This window comes from Nocardia sp. NPDC059154 (assembly GCF_042755705.1).
Taxonomy (GTDB): domain Bacteria; phylum Actinomycetota; class Actinomycetes; order Mycobacteriales; family Mycobacteriaceae; genus Nocardia.
Window position 1 is genome coordinate 9,476 of the sequence record NZ_JBHZCS010000086.1, and the last position, 17,411, is coordinate 26,886.

Genomic DNA, 17,411 nt, shown 5'->3' on the forward strand with positions numbered 1-17,411 from the left:
CCTCCCTCGCCCCAACAGACGAAAACCCCACAGAGACTTTTTCCTCTCCCTTCCTCGGTTCCCCCCCCGATACCGTTGCGCCCGGCACGATTCCGCTCGGCATCGACGGCGGGGATCGGACTGCCGCCCCGGCCGCGGTGCCGCAGCCCCTCATCGGCGCGGCGGCCATCACCACGGCTGGGCAGCCGCCACAGGTATTCGGTCATGCCCGCACCTCCGCGGCGGCGCTGGTCGATCTGCGCGCGCCGCGCTTGTGGCGCGCGGCGAGGTCGGCGGGAGCCGTTGAGCGCCAATGGGGTTCGGTCATGCCGCGGCCTGTCCGGCGGCGACGAGGGCGCGCGCCTGCTCGAGGGGTTCGGGGGCGATCCAGGAGCCGAGGTCGAAGTCGGCGGCGAGGAAGCCGTGGGTGTAGAGGAACTGCTGCTGGACGGCGAGCAGCTCGAGGCGCTCGTCGGACAGCGAGGGGTGCAGGCCGATGTTGAAGTCCGTGCCGTAGGCGGCGGTGACACCCTCGGGGCCGGACAGGGTTTCGCGTTGCAGGACCTCGGCGACGTCGTCGCGGTGGGTGGTGGCCCAGTCGGCGGCGCGCAGAGTCTGGGCGAGGAAGCCGATCACCACGTCGGGGCGGGTGTCGAGCAGGTGCTGGTGGACGGTCAGCGGGCGGGGTGTGCCGTTGTTGACGCGTAGCCGCTTGGACTCGGTGGCGTCGAGGTCGACCGCGATCCGCAGCCCGTGTTGCTGGGCGACCTCCTGTGCGCGTGCGCCTTTGACGTAGATGGCGTCCACGGCGCCGTCGAGCAGTTCCGCCACACCCCAGGTGAGGCTCCGGTCGCGCTGCTGGATCTCGGTACGCACCTGGGGATTCGATTCCACGCCGAGCTCGATGACGCGCACGTCGGCCAGCGTCAGGCCGCCCAGGCGCAGGGCACTGGCGAAACCGTGCAGCGCCATCGCGCGCGGGAAGCTGCGCGCCCGGTCCCGCGCCCAGGCCGGAATGCCGACGCGCAGCCCGGCCAGCTCGGCGGCGGAGGTGACCGGCGAATCCGGGCCCACCACAATGGCTTGTGCCTCGTCGATCCAGGTCAGGCCGATGAGCCGGGTCGGCGAGCCCTGGGCGCGGGCGGCCAGGGCGGGCACATTGCCGCCCTCGCGGATGAGGCCGGGCAGATCGTGGTCGAAGTGGCGGATCGCGAGTTCGGGTGCGGCGTCCTGGAGGACGCCGAAGGCCAGTCCGTTGTGTTCGGCGGTGTCGCCGAGCCAGCCGAGGCTGTGGGCGAGGCCGCTGGCGGTGGGGACCGGGCAGCGGGTGTACCAGAGGGTGTCGGTCATGAAGTGCTCCTGGGGTTTTCGGTGTCCGGACGGTCGACGCCGAGCTGGGCGAGGAAGGCGGCCCGGTAGCGCAGGGCGGCCGGATCGGTGCGGTCGCGCGGTCGCGGCAGGTCGACGGCCTGATCCACGGCGAAGCGGCCGCGGTCGAGGATGAGCACCCGATCGGCCAGCCGTACCGCCTCGTCCACGTCGTGGGTGACCATGAGCACCGCCGGGCGGTGGCGGGCCACCAGGTCACCGACCAGGTCCTGCATGCGCAGGCGGGTGAGGGCGTCGAGTGCGGCGAACGGCTCGTCGAGCAGCAGCAGATCGGGTTCGCGGACGAGCGCCCGGGCCAGGGCGGCCCGCTGGGCCTCCCCGCCGGAGAGCGTGGCGGGCCATTGGCGGGCCCTGCCGGCGAGCTGGACCTCGGCCAGCGCGCGCAGCCCGGCTTCGCGGGTCGCGCGCGAACGGCGCTGCCCGATGGTCACATTCGCCAGCACCCGCTTGGACGGGACCAGGCGCGGCTCCTGGTAGACGGTGGTGCGGGCGGACGGGACCAGCACCTCGCCGGCGTCGGGCTGCTCGAGTCCGGTCAGCAGGCGCAGCAGGGTGGTCTTGCCGGTGCCGCTGGGGCCCAGCAGCACCACGAACTCGCCGCGGCGGATGGTCAGGTCGACACCGTCGAGGATCACCTTCTCGCCGAAGGCTTTCCGCAGTCCGGTGATCGAGACCGCCAGTGGCGATGCGGTGTCGGGCGGGGTGGTCGTCGCGTGCGGGGTCGTCATCGCATAGCCACCTGTCGCCGCCACGGCATGGCCAGCCGTTCGACCAGCCGCACCGCGCCGTCGAAAACCAGTCCGAGCAGCGCGTACAGGACCACGCACAGCACCATGTAGTCGGTGCGGTTGTATTCCTGGGCGAGGGTCACCAGATAGCCGACGCCCTCGGTGGTGCCCACCTGTTCGGCGGCGATGAGGCCGGTGATGCTGATGGACAGGCACACTCGCAGGGCCATGAGCACCCCCGGCAGCGCGGCGGGCAGGATCACCTCGGCGACCAGCCGGACTCCGGTGAGCCCGAAGCCGCGCGCGGCCTCCACCATCTTGCGGTCCACATTGCGGACGCCGAGGTAGGTGTAGGCGTACATCGGGGCGACCGTCGCGACGGCGATCAGCAGCACCTTGTACAGCTCGTCGATGCCGAACCAGGCGATGAACAAGGGCACCAGCGCCAGGAACGGCACCGCGCGCACGATCTGCAGGGTCGAATCCACCAGTTCCTCACCGAGACTCGACAATCCGGCCAGCAGGCCCAGCGCCATGCCGACCGTCACACCGAGTGCGACGCCGAGCGCGGCGCGCGTGAACGACGCCAGCGCGAACTCCGTCAGCTGGCCGTTGCGGGCCAGCTCGAGCAGCGCCGACCACACCTTGGGCGGACCGGCGAGTACCTGCGGCGACAATGCCCCGGTGGCCGACCCGATCCACCAGGCGGCGATGATCAGCGCGGGCAGCACGAATCGCAGCGGCAGCGAAACCCATGCGGGCCTGCGCCGTTCGACGCGCGCCCGGGGCGGGGCCAATCCGGATATATCCGCGCCCGGGTTCGGGGCGGCCGCGGTCGCACGCCCGGCCGCGTTGTCACCGATCGCGTCCGAGGCGGGATCGGCTGCGGCCGAATGGTTCTCGTTCTCGGTCGTGCTGGGTGGATCGTCGTCGATACCCGAGACCTGCTGCGGGGCGGGCGCGGCGGAAGTGGCCATGTCAGCGTCCCGGCTGCAGCCCGGCCAGCTGGTCCGGGGTGAGTTTGGACTTCAGGTCGTAGAAGATGTCGGCGGCGGTGATGTCGCGGGAGATGACGCCGTTGTCGCGGAAGAGCTTGACGATGGTGGCGAGGTCGGCGGCGTCGCTGTCGGTCGGGAGATGCGGCACGGTCGCATCGCCGCCCAGGCGGATGGCGTCGGTCAGGCGCGGGCCGCTCAGCGCGCGGGGACCGGTCTTGTCGAAGACGTTCTGGAAGTCGGCGGGATTGCCACGCTGCCGGGTGGTGAGCTGCTGCACCGTCTGCAGGAATTTCGCGGCGATGTCGGGGTGCTTGTCGGCGACCTCGGTGCGGAACACGAACACCGTGTTGTCCTTGGATCCGATGGACTGCTCGGTGGCGATCTCGACGCCGCCGTTGGCCTTGGCCTCCTGATAGGGCACCAGGAACGAGGCCCACGCGTCGACCTTGCCGGTGGCGAAGGCGGTGGCGGCGTCCTTCTGCTGCAAGGGGACTCGCGTCACCTTGTCGGCGGGCACCCCGGCCTGTGCGAGGGCCTGCAGCAGGATGTATTCGCCCTTGCCCGTCGGATTCACCGCGACCCGCTTGCCGGCCAGATCGGCGACGGAGTGGATGCCCGAGTTCGGGGTGGCCAGGATGCCGCTCTGATCCTTGCCCGCCGGATCGGAGACCGACACGATGCGCACGGCGACATCCTTGGACAGCGCGCCCACCACCGGACTGAAGGCGGCGTCGGAGACGTCGAGCTCCCTGGTGTTGAACAGCTTCAGCATGGAGCTGAAACCCGGTGTGGTGGTGACCCATTCGATGCGAGCGTGCAGTGGCGCGAGCGCCCTGTCGAAGGTGCCGTCGCGTTTGCCGACGGCCAGTGGCCCGGCATTGCCCGGGTCGACGACCTTGAGCACCACCTCACCGGAACCGGTGTCGGTCGAGCCGGAGCCACACGCGGCGAGCATGGCAACGACGGGAGCCAGGACGAGGGCGTGACGCCAACGGTGTGGCCGGCGCGTGCGGAACATGGTGGGCACCTCTTCGATTCGGAACGGTCCAGCGATGCCCTGGGACAGTAGGGATCCCACGCGACCGGAGCGAGGTAATCCATTCCGAGGATTGGAAGGGTTGACAGGCCTCCACCGAAGGACTTATGGCCATTTGCCTTTCGGCTTTCCAAATACTGGAAAGCTCGGGTCTACCGGACCGGCACGCCGTGCTACCGTCCCAACCGTGGAAGCCTCCGGAGTGCAGACCGTCGCCCGTGCCCTGTCGGTCCTCGACTGCTTCCGCGACGGTGCGGAGCGCGGCGTCTCGGAGGTCGCACGACAGCAGGGACTGGCGGTCAGCACCACCCACCGGCTGCTCACCGCGCTGGTGCAGGCCGGATTCCTGGACAAGAGCGAGGATTCCGGCCGCTACCGCATGGGCGGCGCACTGGCCGGGTACGGTCAGATCGCCTATCGCCAGCACCGCATCTACCTGGCCGAACCCGCGCTCGAACAGCTCGCCGCCACCACCGGCGCCAGCGTCTCGATCGCCTTGCGCCACAGCATCCACGCCGTGCTGCTGGCCACCAGCCGCTGGCGCGACACCGACGGCCATCGGCTCCAGGGCGTCCGGCTGCCGCTGCATGCCAGCGCGCTCGGCAAGACCCTGCTGGCATGGAACGACGCCGGCGACGACGAGCTGGCCGCGCTGCCCTACGACGAGGGCACCGCCCGATCCGTCTCCACCCCGGCCGAACTCCGGCGCGAGCTGGTCCGCACCCGCGAACGCGGCTACGCCTACAACGACGAGGAGCTCGATCCGGGCTTCCGCACGCTGGCCGTCCCCATCCTGACGCCCGGCGCGCCCTGCCGGTTCGCGCTGGGGCTGCGTGGAACGACCACGCTCATGATTCCCGAACGGCTCCCGTTCCTGGTCGATCTGGCCAAGATCACCGCCGCCGACATCGCCGCCCGGTTCGCCGCCGACGGCTGACCCCGGATACACCGATCCATCTGGCAATCAATGGATTTCATTCGAGTTCCGATTGGTCGACGGCGGGCGCGGCTGACACGATGGGCGGCATGCGTGCACAGCGGCTCGGGAATGGTTTGACGGTGTCGGCGATCGGCCTGGGGTGCATGGGGTTCTCCCAGGGGTACGGGGCAGCCGACGACGCGGAGTCCGCCGCGGCCATCCGGGACGCGGTGGAGGCGGGAATCACCGTCTTCGATACGGCGATGAGCTATGGGCGCGGGCACAACGAGCGGCTGGTCGGGCAGGCGCTGGCGGGGACGGACGCCCTGGTGGCCACCAAGTTCGGGATCGTGCGGACCGAGACCGGCGTGGGACTCGACGGCAGGCCCGAGCATGTTCGCGGGTACTGCGAAGAATCGCTGCAGCGGCTCGGGCGCGACGCGATCGACCTGTACTACCTGCACCGGATCGACCCGGAGGTGCCGGTGGCCGAGACCGTCGGAGCCATGGCGGAATTGGTGAAGGCCGGCAAGGTGCGGCACCTGGGCATCTCCGAGGCCACCCCGCAGCAACTACGGGAGGCGGTGGCGGAGCATCCGATCGCGGCGGTGCAGTTCGAATGGTCGATGCTGTGGCGCGCGCCCGAGCGCGATATCGTCCCGGTGGCACGCGAACTCGGGGTCGGGATCGTGCCCTACAGCCCACTCGGCCGCGGATTGCTCACTGCCACACTGGATTCGACTACGGTCGCCGACAGCGACTTCCGGCGCAACGACCCGCGCTTCCAGGGCGAGCATCTCGACGAGAACCTCGCACAGGTGGCGGCGCTGCGGGACCTGGCCGCGCGCCTGGGCATCTCGGCCGGGCAGCTGGCGCTGGCCTGGCTGCTGGCCCAGGGACCGGACATCGTGCCGATTCCCGGCAGCCGCCGTGCGGCGCGCATTCTGGAGAATGCCGCGGCCGCCGCGGTCGAGCTCAGTGCCGAGGATCTCGCCGAGCTCGACAAGCTGGTCCCGCCCGAAGGCTGGTCGGGTGACCGCACCTCCTTCGCGGTCCCCTCGACCACGCGTAACCCCTAGTCGGCTCCGGCCGGCCGGTACAGCAGGGTCATCAGGCTCAAACCGGCCAGGCCGCCGAGGATCTGGGCCGCGGCGAACGCGGGCACCGAGGCCGGGGCGATGCCGGTGAAGGAGTCGGAGAGCATGCGGCCCACGGTGAGTGCGGGGTTGGCGAAGGAACCCGAACTGGTGAACCAGATGGCCGAGCCGAGGTAGGCTGCCACGGCTGCGGCGCTCGCACCGCGGCCGTGGCGGGCTGCCGCGAAGCCCACGGCGATCAGGCCGGCGGCGGCGAGGAGTTCGCCGAGCAGGTGGCCGCCGGTGACGCGATGGTGGGTCGCGATCTGCAGTGGAGTGCGGTCGAACATGGCGTTGGCCAGCAAGGCGCCGACGATCGCGCCCGCGCACTGTGCGACCACATAGGCTCCCAGCTCCCGGGTGCCGAGCCCGGTGCGCTGCCGCCGTCCGCCCAGCCAATCCGCCAGTGACACCACGGGATTGAAGTGGGCGCCCGAGATCGGGCCGAACGCCAGGATCAGCACGGCCAGGCCGAAGGCGCTGGCGGTGGAGTTCTCCAGCAGCTGCAGTCCGAGATCGCCGGGTGAGAGCTGTTCGGCCGCGATCCCGGAGCCGATCACGACCGCCGCCAGCGCCGCGGTTCCGGCGAACTCGGCCACCGACCGCCGCGCCAGCGACAGTCCGGCCTCGGCGGGCACAGTGTCGAGGGCGGGATCGATCAGCGGACGTTCGTGGTTCGGCACCCGGACACAGTGACAGACCGGCGCTCGCGCAGGACCGCGTCGCCGCAAGATATCTCGTATATCAGGCGCGGCCGGGTTCGGCGATCAATCGACCCCGCCGCCGCCCACCTCGGGCAGACCCTCGGTGACGCGCAGGCGATCGGCCATGGCGGTCAGCAGGTTCTGGGACTCCTCGCTCAGATCGAAGGCCCGCGTGGACAGTTTGCGCAGGCCGTGGAACTGCAGCCGGCCGATCAATTCGGAGTCCCGGTCGGCAGCGGTGGTATAGGCGTTGTCGGCGAAATAGGCCGACCGGACCCGGAAGAAGCGGGCCAGGGCGGCGATCGTCTCGCGCGAGGGATCGGTGCGCACACCCGAGCGCAGCTGGCTCAGATAGGGCTTGGAGATGGGGTGGCCCCACGCGGTCAGCTGGGCGGCCACCTCGGCGTTGGTGTGCGGGCGCTCGCCCGGGGCGGGCACGACCTCGAAGAGCCTGTTGAGGCGGGCCGCGAATCCGGACGCGGGCGCGGGGACGGTGGTCGGGGTGACGTGCAGTTCGGCGGCACGGTGCGGGATGCGGGCGTAGAGCCGTTGCAGCGCGGGCTCGTTCAGCGAGGACCGCTCGAGCAGTTCGGCGACGCGGGCCACCGGGTCCGGGGCGTGGTCGGGGCTCATTCGGCGGCCTCCTTGCGGTCGAGGCCGGTCATCCAGCCGTGGTCGCCTTTCAATCGGGCCCAGCGCTGTTCGACCGCCTTCACGGACGGGAAGTCGAACAGGTGCTGGATTTCACGGCCGGTCAGGCCCATGGCATTGCCCCACACCAGCCCGCGGTCGCGGTCGCCGAGCCCGGCCAGGCGGCTGCGGAAGGCCAGCCGGTCCACCACCGCACCGGCCACGTCCTCGGTGGAGGCCAGCACCTCCATCAGGTCCGGGCCGTCCTCGGTCACGATGGCCACCGAGGCCGCGGCCTGGAACTGATAGAGGTCGCCGGTGCGGCGGCTGCGGCGGAAGTGCTCGACGAAGGCCAGTACACACGCGCCGATGAAGTAGCTGCCCAGGCCGAGGCCGCCGTCGGCATTCCAGCCGTCCCCGTCGCGGGCATTGCGGCGGAAGCGCTCCAGCGCGCGGGTGATGGTCTCCTGCACGAAGTCCTCGGCGAAGCGGGTCTCCACCAGCAGTCGTTCCTGCGCGGTCGGGCGCAGCGGCATGCGCTTCTGCTCGGCCACCGAGAAAATCCAGCCGGTGCGCACCCATGGCCCCAGCACCGCCAATGCGTGGCGAACCAGACTGTCCGCCAGCAGTTTCCAGGCCGGCCCCTCGAATCCGGCCTTGCGGACCAGCTCGAACAGCTCGTGCTCGGCAGCGCATCTCTCGGAATCGGTCATGTCGTCGGTGTCCTCACCCAGCACCTCCTGATCTCTGACGAACACGTTATAGGTGTGGCAAACCCGCCGCCCCTCTTTCAGCTAATGACCAGTATCCGCGAGCGTGTAAATCGTTCCTTGACACAAGCTTTCACGTAAAGGCAGCATTTACATATGACTGATCCCCGACACAGAGACCCCGCCGACGAACGCGCGGTCCTGGCAAAACTGTTGTCCACCAATGCCGAATTCGTCGCCGAGGTGCTGCGGCCCGGCGACGGCAAGCCCGCGCCGTCGGTCATGGCGGCGCTGCGCGCAGCCCGCAGCCTCGACGGCGTCGTCGACGACGTGCTGCGCTCCCTGGTCCGCCAGGCCCGCGAGGAGGGCCGCACCTGGGCCGAGATCGGCGAAATCTTCGGCACCTCACGCCAAGCCGCGTTCCAGCGCTTCGGCGGGCCCGCCGCGGGCATCCAGATCCCGCCCGTCCCGCCCGCGGGCATCCAGATCCCGCCGGTGCCGCCGGTCCCTCCCATGCCCGAGATGCCACATCTGCCTCCCATGCCGGAGCCGCCCGACTGGGCGAAAATGCCCGGCATGCCGAAGATTCCGGGCCGGCCCTTCGGCGGACCCGGGCAACCGGGCGGTCCGGACCACCCGCAGCACCGCGGCCCCGGCCGGCCGGGCTGGGGCCCGAATCCGCACGGCGACCAGCCCGCCGAGTGAGCGTCGACACACACCGGGATTCCGTCCCGAGCAGTCCGCGTTCGTCATCGTGCGCGCGGATCCGGACCGGACTATTCGGTCGAACCCCGGGTTGTGTGGGCGCGCATCGGCAATAATGCCGGACGCCTGCCCGATTCGCTGCCCGCCGAATGAGGAGCCCATGCGCATGCACTCCCGCCGCCATGCCGTTGCCATCCTGGCCGCCGCCACCGCCTTGTTCGCGACCGGCGCTCCGGCCGGTGCGGTACCCGCGACAGCGGACCTGCCCGCACTCGGCGCCGACTTCCACTGGGGTGTGGCCGCGGCGGGGTTCCAGAACGAAGGCCATGCGCCCGACAGCAATTGGCGCCGGTACGTGGACACCCACCCGGATTACGACCGCTCCGGCGACAGCGTCGACTTCTACGACCGGTATGCCTCCGATATCGCGCTGGCCGCGAATCTGGGCGTCGACACCTACCGGCTCAGCATCGAATGGGCGCGGGTGCAGCCGCAGCCGGGGGCGTGGGACGCGGACGGATTCGCCTTCTACGACAGGGTGATCGCGGCCATCCGGGCCGCCGGGATGCGGCCGATGATCACCCTCGACCACTGGGTGTATCCGGGGTGGGAAGCCGATCGCGGCGGGTGGGCGAATCCGGGCATGGTCGAGGACTGGCTGGCGAACATGCGCACGGTGGTCGACCGCTACGCCGGCGCCGATCCGATGTGGGTCACCATCAACGAGCCCTTCGCCTACATCATGAACGAGGTCCGCAACGGCGGGCTGCCCGCCGCCGACGTGCCGGCCATGCAGGCCCGACTCGCGCAGGCGCACAACAGCATCTACGACTACATCCATGCCCGTCAGGCCGACGCCATGGTGACCAGCAATGTCGCCTACGTGCCCGCCGCGGACCCGATCGTCAACGGCGCCATGCTCGATGCGATCGCCGCCAAGCTGGATTTCGTCGGCATCGACTACTACTACGGTCTGTCGCCCGACACGGCCGCCGAGTACACCAACTTCGCCTCCTCGGCGCTGTGGAAGCTGCCGCTGCAAGCCGACGGCCTGTATTACACGCTGCGCCACTTCGCCCACCGCTTCCCCGGCAAGCCGCTCTACATCGTGGAGAACGGCATGCCCACCGAGAACGGTGCGCCCCGGGCCGACGGCTACACCCGCACCGACGACCTGCGCGACACCGTCTACTGGCTGCAGCGCGCCAAGGCCGACGGCATGAACGTCATCGGCTACAACTACTGGAGTCTCACCGACAACTACGAGTGGGGTTCCTACACACCACGTTTCGGCCTCTACACCGTCGACGTGCTCACCGATCCGAGCCTGACGCGCCGCCCCACCGACGCCGTGGACGCCTACCGCGCCATCACCCACGACTCCGGCGTGCCCGCCGGCTACCTGCCGACCCGCCCGCCCGCGACCTGCTCGCTGGTGGACGCCCTCGACAGCTGCGCCGACCCGGTCACCCTGCCCCGTTGACTCCGCAACACGCTCGGCAGCCGGCTGGTTGCACCGGACTGTGACTCCCCCTCGTGGAACTGCTTGGGCCACAGGCCGGTACGACTCGAAACGGTAGGCGTCCACCGACCGGCACCCACACCGCAGATCGCGCGCAGGCAGGTAAAGTGGCTGGTGACGGCCCCGAACGGGTTTTCCGGACCGGAAAACCGGACACCGATCGGGGCTCGGGGAGACCGGTCGCACAGCGCGACACGCCCGCCGCTGCCCCGAAATTCAGTTAACCGGCAGCTACGCTCCGATTCGGGACATTCCGACCACCCGTCGCGGAGGAGGAGCGCCGATGCGCAGACGACTGCACCGCCTCGTCCTGGCCGGGCTCGCGGCCGCCGCGATGCTGCTCCCGGTGGCGAGCGTCGCCCACGCCACCCCGGCCACGCCCCCGCCCGCGGCCGCGGCCGGCGCGCGCGGCAGCCTGGGCCCGGACTTCCTGTGGGGCGTGGCCGCATCGGGATTCCAGTCCGAGGGGCATGCGCCCGACAGCAACTGGATGCACTACATCGACGCCAATCCCGGCTGGGACCGCTACCGCGACTCCATCGACTTCCGGTCCCGCTACCCCGGCGACGTCGCCCTGGCCGCGAGCCTGGGGTCGAAGGTGTTCCGCATCGGCATCGAATGGGCGCGGCTGCAGCCCGAGCCCGGGGTCTGGGACGAGGACGGGTTCGCCTTCTACGACCGGCTCGTCGACGACATCGTGGCCAACGGCATGGAACCCATGCTGACACTGGACCATTGGGTGTATCCGGGCTGGGAGGCCGAGCGCGGCGGCTGGCGTAATCCGGGCATGGTGGACGATTGGCTGGCCAATGCCCGCAAGGTGGTCGACCGCTACGCCTCGCGAAATCCGGTGTGGGTCACGGTGAACGAGCCGGTCGCCTACATCATGCACGAGGTGCGCCAGAACGACACCGACGCCGACCAGATGCTCGACAAGGTCGCCCAGGTGCACAACCAGATCTACGACTACATCCACCAGGTGCAGCCCAAGGCACTGGTCACCAGCAATGTCGGGTACGTGGCCGGTTCGGAGTCGCAGGTCAACGGCCCGCTCATGGACCGCATCGGCGACAAGCTCGACTTCATCGGCGTGGACTACTATTTCGGCCTCGAGCCGCCCAAGACCAATGCCGTCAACCTGCCCGACGGTGCGGCCGCCCCGCCGCCCGGGATGTGGGAGCTGCCCATCCGGCCCGAGGGCATCTACTATGCGCTGCAACACTATTCGCAGAAATTCCCGGGCAAGCCGCTGTGGGTGGTGGAGAACGGGATGCCCACCGAGAACGGCAAACCCCGCGCCGACGGCTACACCCGCTCGGATCACCTGCGCGACACCGTCTACTGGCTGCAGCGGGCCAAGGCCGACGGCATGAACCTCGTCGGCTACAACTATTGGAGTCTCACCGACAACTACGAGTGGGGTTCCTACACACCACGTTTCGGCCTCTACACCGTCGACGTGCTCACCGATCCGAGCCTGACCCGCAAGCCCACCGACGCCGTGGGCACCTACCGCCAGATCATCACCGCGGGCGGCGTGCCCGCCGGCTACGAGCCGGTGCGCTTCCCCTCGGACTGCCACCTGGTGGATCCGCCCGCCAGCTGCGACTCCCCCGTCACCGTCCCGAGCGTGGCCCCGGCCCCCGCGCCCTGACACAGCCGCCGCGGCGGGGTTCAGCGGTCGAGTTCACGCACCGCACGTTCGATCTCCTCCACCAGGGTGACCCCGCCGACCTCCCGGGCCGCGGCCCGGAACCGGTCGCGGAAGCGATCGAGATCCAGGTCCACGCCCTCGCCGCTGTACTCCGCGCCCGCGGCCTCGCGGATGACGCGGACCATCTCGTCGGCCAGGGTGGCGATATGGGTGCGGATCAGCTTGCGCAGCACGCCCGACAGGGCGATGTCGGTGCCGACGTCGTAGAGGATGAGCGCTCCGGTGAGCATGGCCGGTTCGGGCACCCGCCAGCGCTCGCCGACGCGCTCGAGGTAGCCCGCGGCGAGCAGATCGTCGAGGATCTCGGGGCGGCGATCGCCGAGCAATTCGGTCAGGGCCTCGTCGTCGAGGATCGTGCCGGTGTCGGCCTCGGCGCTGTAGCGCGGATCGAAGACCTCACGCCAGTCGCCGTCGCCGGGTACCTCGGCCTCGAACACCTCGCGGATCGCGTCCAGGCGCAGCCCGCGCGCCTGCATGGCGGTGATGGCGTGCAGCCGTTCGAGGTGTTCGGGACCGTAGACCGCTTCCTTGCCGGCCCGGCCGGGCCTGGGCAGCACGCCGACCGAGTGGTAGTACCGGATGGTGCGGGCGGCCACTCCGCTGAGTTCGGCGAGTTGCAGACGGCTGTATCGATCCACCCGAACAGCATAGATACCGCTACCGGCGAACGTTGACAGTTACAACTGTCCGCATTAGCGTAACCGCCGCCACACTGTCGACGACGACATAGGGAGAATCCATGACCCAACGCGACACCGATTTCGACGTGCTCATCGTCGGGTCAGGATTCGGCGGCAGTGTGAGCGCACTGCGCCTCACCGAGAAGGGTTACACCGTCGGTGTACTCGAGGCCGGTCAGCGATTCGCCGACGACCAGCTCCCCGACACCAGCTGGGACCTGCGCAAGTTCCTGTGGGCGCCGAAGCTGGGCTGCTTCGGGATTCAGCGCATCCACCCGCTGCGCGATGTCCTCATCCTCGCGGGCGCGGGCGTGGGCGGGGGCTCACTGAACTACGCCAACACCCTCTACGTGCCCCCGGCCCCGTTCTTCCAGGACCCGCAGTGGCGCGAGATCACCGACTGGCACGACGAACTCATGCCCTACTACGACCAGGCGCGCAAGATGCTCGGCGTGGTCACCAACCCGCACATGACCCCCGCCGACGAGGTTTTCAAGCAGGTCGCCGAGGACATGGGCGTGGGCGACACCTTCGTCCAGACCCCGGTCGGCGTGTTCTTCGGCGAGGCGGGCAAGACCGTGCCCGACCCGTTCTTCGGCGGCGCGGGCCCGGACCGCACCGGCTGCATCGAATGCGGCGAGTGCATGACCGGCTGCCGCCACAACGCCAAGAACACCCTGGTCAAGAACTACCTGTACCTGGCGGAAAAGGGTGGCGCCCAGGTCTTCCCGATGACCACGGTCACCACCGTGCGCCCGCTGCCCGACGGCACCTGGGACGTGGAGACCGAGCGCACCGGCGCCTGGCTGCGCAAACAGCCCAAGACCTACACCGCCAAGCACGTGGTGCTGGCCGCCGGCACCCGCGGCACCCAGCAGCTGCTGTTCGCCATGCGGGACAAGGGCGTGCTGCCGCAGCTCTCGCCGCGGCTGGGCGTGCTGACCCGCACCAACTCCGAGTCCATCGTGGGCGCGGCCACCCGCAAGGTGAACCCGGATGTGGACTTCACCCGCGGCGTGGCCATCACCTCCTCGATCCACCCCACCCCCGACACCCACATCGAGCCGGTCCGCTACGGCAAGGGCTCGAACTCGATGGGCCTGCTGCAAACGCTCATGGTCGACGGCGGCGGCAAGATCCCGCGCTGGCTGCGGTTCCTGTGGACGGTGCTGCTGCACCCGCTGACGCTGCTGCAGTTCCTGTCGGTGCGCAACTGGAGCGAGCGCACCATCATCTCGCTGGTCATGCAGCATCTGGACAACTCCATCACCACCTACACCAAGCGCGGCATGTTCGGGCGCAAGCTGACCTCCAAACAGGGCCACGGCGAACCGAATCCGACCTGGATCCCGGTCGGCAACCAGGTCACCCGCGCCGTCGCGGACAAGATCGGCGGTGTCGCCGGCGGTTCCTGGGGTGAGGTGTTCAATATCCCGCTGACCGCCCACTTCCTGGGCGGCGCGGCGATCGGCGCGGACGCCGACCACGGTGTCATCGACCCCTACCACCGCGTCTACGGCTATCCGACCCTGAGCGTGGTCGACGGTGCGGCGGTCTCGGCGAACCTGGGCGTGAACCCGTCGCTGACCATCACCGCGCAGGCCGAGCGCGCGGCGGCGCTGTGGCCCAACAAGGGCGAGGCCGACACCCGCCCGTCGCAGGCCGCGGGCTACGCCCGTATTGCACCCGTTGCACCGGTGCAGCCGATGGTCCCGGCGTCCGCCCCGGCGGCGCTGGTGCTGCCCATCGTCGAGATCCGCAGCGGCGGGACCGAATCCACCCCCGCCTGATCCACACCGGCTACAGCGCAGGCCCGTCGATCGTTTCCGATCGGCGGGCCTGTGACGTTGCGCTGGTCAGCGCTGTAACACCGCGCTGGTCAGCGGGCGTGGATGTGGGCCATCGGGGAGGTGGGCGGCGGGACGTCGCCGACGGGGGCGCGGAATTCCTGCAGCGCGGCAAGCACATCCACGTGGCGAGCGGCGTAGCAGCGCACCTGCGGCAGGGCGTGGGCGACCTCGCTGCGCTCGAGCGGCTCGGCGTCGATGTAGCCGACCTGGTCCAGGCCCACGCCCAGGGTTTCGGCGATGCGGGTGATGGCCGCGGACTTGCGGCCCCAGCCGACCTCGACGGCGGCGAAACGCTCGGCCACGCCGTGGCGGCGCAATTGCTCTACCGTCCAGGCCCATTCGCCGCGGGAGGCGACGGCGTGCATGACGCCGCGCTCGTTGAGGATGCGCAGCGAGCGCGCGGCCTCGGCGCGCAGCGCGCCTGCGGTGGAGTCGGAGACCACCCCGTCCCACAGGGTGTTGTCGCACTCCCACACAAGCAATTTCACAGTCGCGGCGTTCATTGTTCCCCTGCCAGTCAGCAACCATCCGGTACCAAGGGTGCCGGACGGTCCTCTCTTTCACGAACCGCCCTGCGCGTGACATCGTAGGTGCTGTCTGGGCCAATGCACCAGCGCGGGCGGATTCGGAACGCCGAAGTTCCTATCTACTCGCGAGTACGGTATGTGCGTAATCACCGCTGGTAGCGTCGGATCCAGGCCCGACGGATCGGAAGAAAGGGGCGAATGCCCATGCGGCGGCGCTGGAAGCTCGCGGGTGGCCCACCTGTGCTCGCGCTCGCACTGGTACTGACCGGTTGCGGGGCGGCCGAGGATTCGCCGCCGGTGGTGGTGAGTTCGCTGACGCTGGCGCCGCACCCCTCCACGGTCGCCGGTTCCCCGCCCACCGCCTCCTCCCAGGCCACCGACACACCCCAGCCCACCGGTTCGTCCGCGCCGATCGCGAATCCGTCGCCGACCACGCCCGGGGTGCCGGCGGTGGATCCGTTCCCGGATCAGCCGCTCATCGACCACACCCAATGGTCCGACGATTCCGACGGCCGGCGGTTGCGGGTCTATCCGACCCAGGCCGGGCGCTCCGACACCTTCCCCGCCGCGCTCGGGCGGGCCTGGCAGGAGGTGCTCACCTCCGTGCCCGACGCCGATTCCCCCGGCATGTACGACCAGTTCCGCTGCCACTGGGAGTGGGCACGGGTGGTCCAACCGGACAAGACCAGCTGGAATCTCGAACCGTGGCGTCCCGCGGTGGGGTATGACGCGACCGTGGCGGCCCTGTGCAATCCGGGCGGACCCGACCGCTGAGCGGTCGTTCGATGCGGTAACGAAGCCGTACCGACGAAAGCGGTTGCCCGCGAGAACCTTCGAGCGCACCGGCAAATGTGCGTATCGTTGGTGACGTCCAGCGCGAACTCCTGGGAGGGAGGGTTCCGGTGCACGCCTCTGCAGCCGCGACCTCTACGCCCACGCCGCCCGCCGCCGCCCGGGGACCGGCGCGCTCGCCCCTGCGCAGGCTCTTCCCCGCGCTGACCGAAACCTCCGACGTCTACCTCGATTCGGCGTCCACCACCCAGAAGCCACTGCCGGTGATCGGCGCGGTGCACCGCTATCACAGTGAACGCACCGCCAATGCCGGACGCGGCACCTACCCGTGGGCGAGCAGCCTGACCCATCGCATCGAGACGGTGCGCGAGCGGATGGCCGAATTCATCGGGGCCGCACCGGATGAGGTGGTGTTCACCGGCGGATCCACGGCCGGTCTCAATGCGGTGGCGCTCGCGTGGGGACTGACCACGCTGCGCGACGGCGACGAAATCCTCTACAGCCCACGCGATCACGCCTCGAACGTGTATCCGTGGCATCACCTGCGGCGGCTGCTGGGCGGGTTCGGGCGCACGATCCGGCTGGTGCCCTACCGGGTCACCGAGCTGGGCGAGGCCGATGTCGAGGATGTGGCCGCGCGGATCACCCCGCGCACCCGGCTGATCACCGTGGGGCATCTGCATCACGTGTTCGGGGCGCTGACCACCCTCGAGGAGTTGCGCGGGCGCATCGATCCGGCGATCGCGCTGTGTTTCGACTGCAGCCAGTCCGGCGGGCATCTGCCGGTGCGGGTGGCGGAGCTGGACGCGGATTTCGCGGTGTTCTCCGCGCACAAGATGTTCGGGGCGCCCGGGACCGGCGTGCTGTACTGCCGCCGCCGGCGCCACGATGAACTGACACCGTTTCTACCGGGCGGCAATTCGGCGGTGTCGCTGGGTGATTCGGGGTTGCTGGCCGGTTCGATGCCGCAGTTGCTGGAAGGCGGCACCCACAATATCCCCGGCATCCTCGCGCTCGGCGCGGCCCTCGAGGTGCTCGACGACCTGGGCCTGGATGCCGTCGCGGCCCACAATCGGGCGCTGACGCAGCGGCTGATCGCGGGCCTGCGCCCGATACCGGGCGTGGAGTTCCTGCCGGGTCCGGCGCACGCGCCGTGCGAAACCGGCTACGGGATCGTGTCTTTCACCCTGGACGGGATCAGCGCCACCGATCTCGGGTTCGTGCTGAGCGAGCTCGGGTTCCTGGTGCGCACCGGTGCGCACTGTGTGCCCGCCGACGATGTGCCGATGAACGAGAACTCGGTGCGGGTCAGCACCCACGTCTACAACACCGTCGACGAGATCGACCGGTTCACCGAGTGTGTCGCCACGATTGCCGAGGAGGTCTCTTGAC

General features: G+C 69.8%; 17 protein-coding genes and 1 pseudogene. 8 read left to right on the plus strand and 10 right to left on the minus strand.

The window, feature by feature from the left end; all coding sequences use genetic code 11:
* The 5 genes and pseudogenes from ACFXN1_RS44390 to ACFXN1_RS44410 all read right to left on the minus strand — a co-directional run.
* Positions 1 to 206: pseudogene (locus ACFXN1_RS44390) on the minus strand (hypothetical protein); the annotation flags it as partial.
* Between the two features lie 97 nt (positions 207 to 303).
* A complete protein-coding gene (locus tag ACFXN1_RS44395) occupies positions 304 to 1,329 on the minus strand; it encodes an ABC transporter substrate-binding protein (RefSeq protein WP_379438986.1) in 1,026 nt (341 codons plus the stop codon).
* Positions 1,326 to 2,096, minus strand: a complete 771-nt coding sequence (locus ACFXN1_RS44400; protein ID WP_379438987.1) for an ABC transporter ATP-binding protein — start codon at positions 2,094 to 2,096, stop codon at positions 1,326 to 1,328. The genes ACFXN1_RS44395 and ACFXN1_RS44400 overlap by 4 nt, the downstream gene beginning before the upstream one ends.
* The gene (locus tag ACFXN1_RS44405; RefSeq protein WP_379438989.1) at positions 2,093 to 3,073 is read right to left on the minus strand and encodes an ABC transporter permease; all 981 of its coding nucleotides are present in this window, start codon (positions 3,071 to 3,073) and stop codon (positions 2,093 to 2,095) included. The genes ACFXN1_RS44400 and ACFXN1_RS44405 overlap by 4 nt, the downstream gene beginning before the upstream one ends.
* A 1-nt stretch (position 3,074) precedes the next feature.
* Entirely contained in the window at positions 3,075 to 4,112 is a 1,038-nt protein-coding gene (locus ACFXN1_RS44410; RefSeq protein ID WP_379438990.1) for an NrtA/SsuA/CpmA family ABC transporter substrate-binding protein, read from the minus strand.
* Positions 4,113 to 4,317: 205 nt separating this feature from the next.
* On the opposite strand from ACFXN1_RS44410, the gene ACFXN1_RS44415 reads away from it, so the two are divergent.
* Together ACFXN1_RS44415 and ACFXN1_RS44420 are read left to right on the plus strand one after the other, a co-directional pair.
* Positions 4,318 to 5,067 carry an IclR family transcriptional regulator gene (locus ACFXN1_RS44415; RefSeq protein WP_379438992.1) on the plus strand — a complete coding sequence of 250 codons (750 nt, stop codon included), beginning with the start codon at positions 4,318 to 4,320 and terminating at the stop codon, positions 5,065 to 5,067.
* An 89-nt stretch (positions 5,068 to 5,156) separates the two neighbouring features.
* On the plus strand, positions 5,157 to 6,128 hold the full coding sequence (locus ACFXN1_RS44420; protein ID WP_379438993.1) for an aldo/keto reductase: 972 nt from the start codon (positions 5,157 to 5,159) through the stop codon (positions 6,126 to 6,128).
* Here ACFXN1_RS44420 and ACFXN1_RS44425 read toward each other — a convergent pair.
* The 3 genes from ACFXN1_RS44425 to ACFXN1_RS44435 all read right to left on the minus strand — a co-directional run bounded on the left by ACFXN1_RS44425 (position 6,125) and on the right by ACFXN1_RS44435 (position 8,277).
* On the minus strand, positions 6,125 to 6,868 hold the full coding sequence (locus ACFXN1_RS44425) for an aquaporin (RefSeq protein WP_379438995.1): 744 nt from the start codon (positions 6,866 to 6,868) through the stop codon (positions 6,125 to 6,127). The genes ACFXN1_RS44420 and ACFXN1_RS44425 overlap by 4 nt on opposite strands.
* Before the next feature lie 84 nt (positions 6,869 to 6,952).
* Positions 6,953 to 7,402, minus strand: a complete 450-nt coding sequence (locus ACFXN1_RS44430) for a helix-turn-helix domain-containing protein (RefSeq protein WP_379439060.1) — start codon at positions 7,400 to 7,402, stop codon at positions 6,953 to 6,955.
* Between the two features lie 116 nt (positions 7,403 to 7,518).
* Positions 7,519 to 8,277 carry a hypothetical protein gene (locus tag ACFXN1_RS44435; protein ID WP_379438996.1) on the minus strand — a complete coding sequence of 253 codons (759 nt, stop codon included), beginning with the start codon at positions 8,275 to 8,277 and terminating at the stop codon, positions 7,519 to 7,521.
* 108 nt (positions 8,278 to 8,385) lie between these two features.
* On the opposite strand from ACFXN1_RS44435, the gene ACFXN1_RS44440 reads away from it, so the two are divergent.
* The 3 genes from ACFXN1_RS44440 (at position 8,386) to ACFXN1_RS44450 (ending at position 12,110) form a co-directional block, all read left to right on the plus strand.
* Complete coding sequence (locus tag ACFXN1_RS44440; RefSeq protein ID WP_379438998.1) at positions 8,386 to 8,934, plus strand: hypothetical protein; 549 nt, start codon at positions 8,386 to 8,388, stop codon at positions 8,932 to 8,934.
* 160 nt (positions 8,935 to 9,094) lie between these two features.
* Positions 9,095 to 10,417, plus strand: coding sequence for a glycoside hydrolase family 1 protein (locus ACFXN1_RS44445; protein WP_379438999.1), 1,323 nt, complete (start codon positions 9,095 to 9,097; stop codon positions 10,415 to 10,417).
* Positions 10,418 to 10,739: 322 nt separating this feature from the next.
* Positions 10,740 to 12,110 carry a family 1 glycosylhydrolase gene (locus ACFXN1_RS44450; RefSeq protein ID WP_379439001.1) on the plus strand — a complete coding sequence of 457 codons (1,371 nt, stop codon included), beginning with the start codon at positions 10,740 to 10,742 and terminating at the stop codon, positions 12,108 to 12,110.
* Positions 12,111 to 12,130: 20 nt separating this feature from the next.
* Here the strand turns inward: ACFXN1_RS44450 and ACFXN1_RS44455 are convergent, their stop codons facing one another.
* Positions 12,131 to 12,808, minus strand: a complete 678-nt coding sequence (locus tag ACFXN1_RS44455) for a MerR family transcriptional regulator (protein WP_379439002.1) — start codon at positions 12,806 to 12,808, stop codon at positions 12,131 to 12,133.
* 101 nt (positions 12,809 to 12,909) lie between these two features.
* On the opposite strand from ACFXN1_RS44455, the gene ACFXN1_RS44460 reads away from it, so the two are divergent.
* The gene (locus ACFXN1_RS44460) at positions 12,910 to 14,640 is read left to right on the plus strand and encodes a GMC oxidoreductase (RefSeq protein ID WP_379439004.1); all 1,731 of its coding nucleotides are present in this window, start codon (positions 12,910 to 12,912) and stop codon (positions 14,638 to 14,640) included.
* An 89-nt stretch (positions 14,641 to 14,729) separates the two neighbouring features.
* On the opposite strand, the gene ACFXN1_RS44465 is transcribed toward ACFXN1_RS44460, so the two are convergent.
* Positions 14,730 to 15,188 carry a hypothetical protein gene (locus tag ACFXN1_RS44465; RefSeq protein WP_379403205.1) on the minus strand — a complete coding sequence of 153 codons (459 nt, stop codon included), beginning with the start codon at positions 15,186 to 15,188 and terminating at the stop codon, positions 14,730 to 14,732.
* 237 nt (positions 15,189 to 15,425) lie between these two features.
* Here ACFXN1_RS44465 and ACFXN1_RS44470 point away from each other — a divergent pair, with 237 nt between their 5' ends.
* Both ACFXN1_RS44470 and ACFXN1_RS44475 read left to right on the plus strand, forming a co-directional pair.
* Positions 15,426 to 16,001 carry a DUF2599 domain-containing protein gene (locus ACFXN1_RS44470; RefSeq protein ID WP_379439005.1) on the plus strand — a complete coding sequence of 192 codons (576 nt, stop codon included), beginning with the start codon at positions 15,426 to 15,428 and terminating at the stop codon, positions 15,999 to 16,001.
* Between the two features lie 128 nt (positions 16,002 to 16,129).
* Entirely contained in the window at positions 16,130 to 17,410 is a 1,281-nt protein-coding gene (locus ACFXN1_RS44475) for an aminotransferase class V-fold PLP-dependent enzyme (protein ID WP_379439007.1), read from the plus strand.
* The last annotated feature ends 1 nt before the right edge of the window (position 17,411 follow it).

Coding starts and splice junctions, on each gene's coding strand:
- ACFXN1_RS44395 (WP_379438986.1), bottom strand. CDS start 1,329: ATGACCGACACCCTCTGGTACACCCGCTGCCCGGTCCCCACCGCCAGC.
- ACFXN1_RS44400 (WP_379438987.1), bottom strand. CDS start 2,096: ATGACGACCCCGCACGCGACGACCACCCCGCCCGACACCGCATCGCCA.
- ACFXN1_RS44405 (WP_379438989.1), bottom strand. CDS start 3,073: ATGGCCACTTCCGCCGCGCCCGCCCCGCAGCAGGTCTCGGGTATCGAC.
- ACFXN1_RS44410 (WP_379438990.1), bottom strand. CDS start 4,112: ATGTTCCGCACGCGCCGGCCACACCGTTGGCGTCACGCCCTCGTCCTG.
- ACFXN1_RS44420 (WP_379438993.1), top strand. CDS start 5,157: ATGCGTGCACAGCGGCTCGGGAATGGTTTGACGGTGTCGGCGATCGGC.
- ACFXN1_RS44440 (WP_379438998.1), top strand. CDS start 8,386: ATGACTGATCCCCGACACAGAGACCCCGCCGACGAACGCGCGGTCCTG.
- ACFXN1_RS44445 (WP_379438999.1), top strand. CDS start 9,095: ATGCGCATGCACTCCCGCCGCCATGCCGTTGCCATCCTGGCCGCCGCC.
- ACFXN1_RS44450 (WP_379439001.1), top strand. CDS start 10,740: ATGCGCAGACGACTGCACCGCCTCGTCCTGGCCGGGCTCGCGGCCGCC.
- ACFXN1_RS44460 (WP_379439004.1), top strand. CDS start 12,910: ATGACCCAACGCGACACCGATTTCGACGTGCTCATCGTCGGGTCAGGA.
- ACFXN1_RS44470 (WP_379439005.1), top strand. CDS start 15,426: ATGCCCATGCGGCGGCGCTGGAAGCTCGCGGGTGGCCCACCTGTGCTC.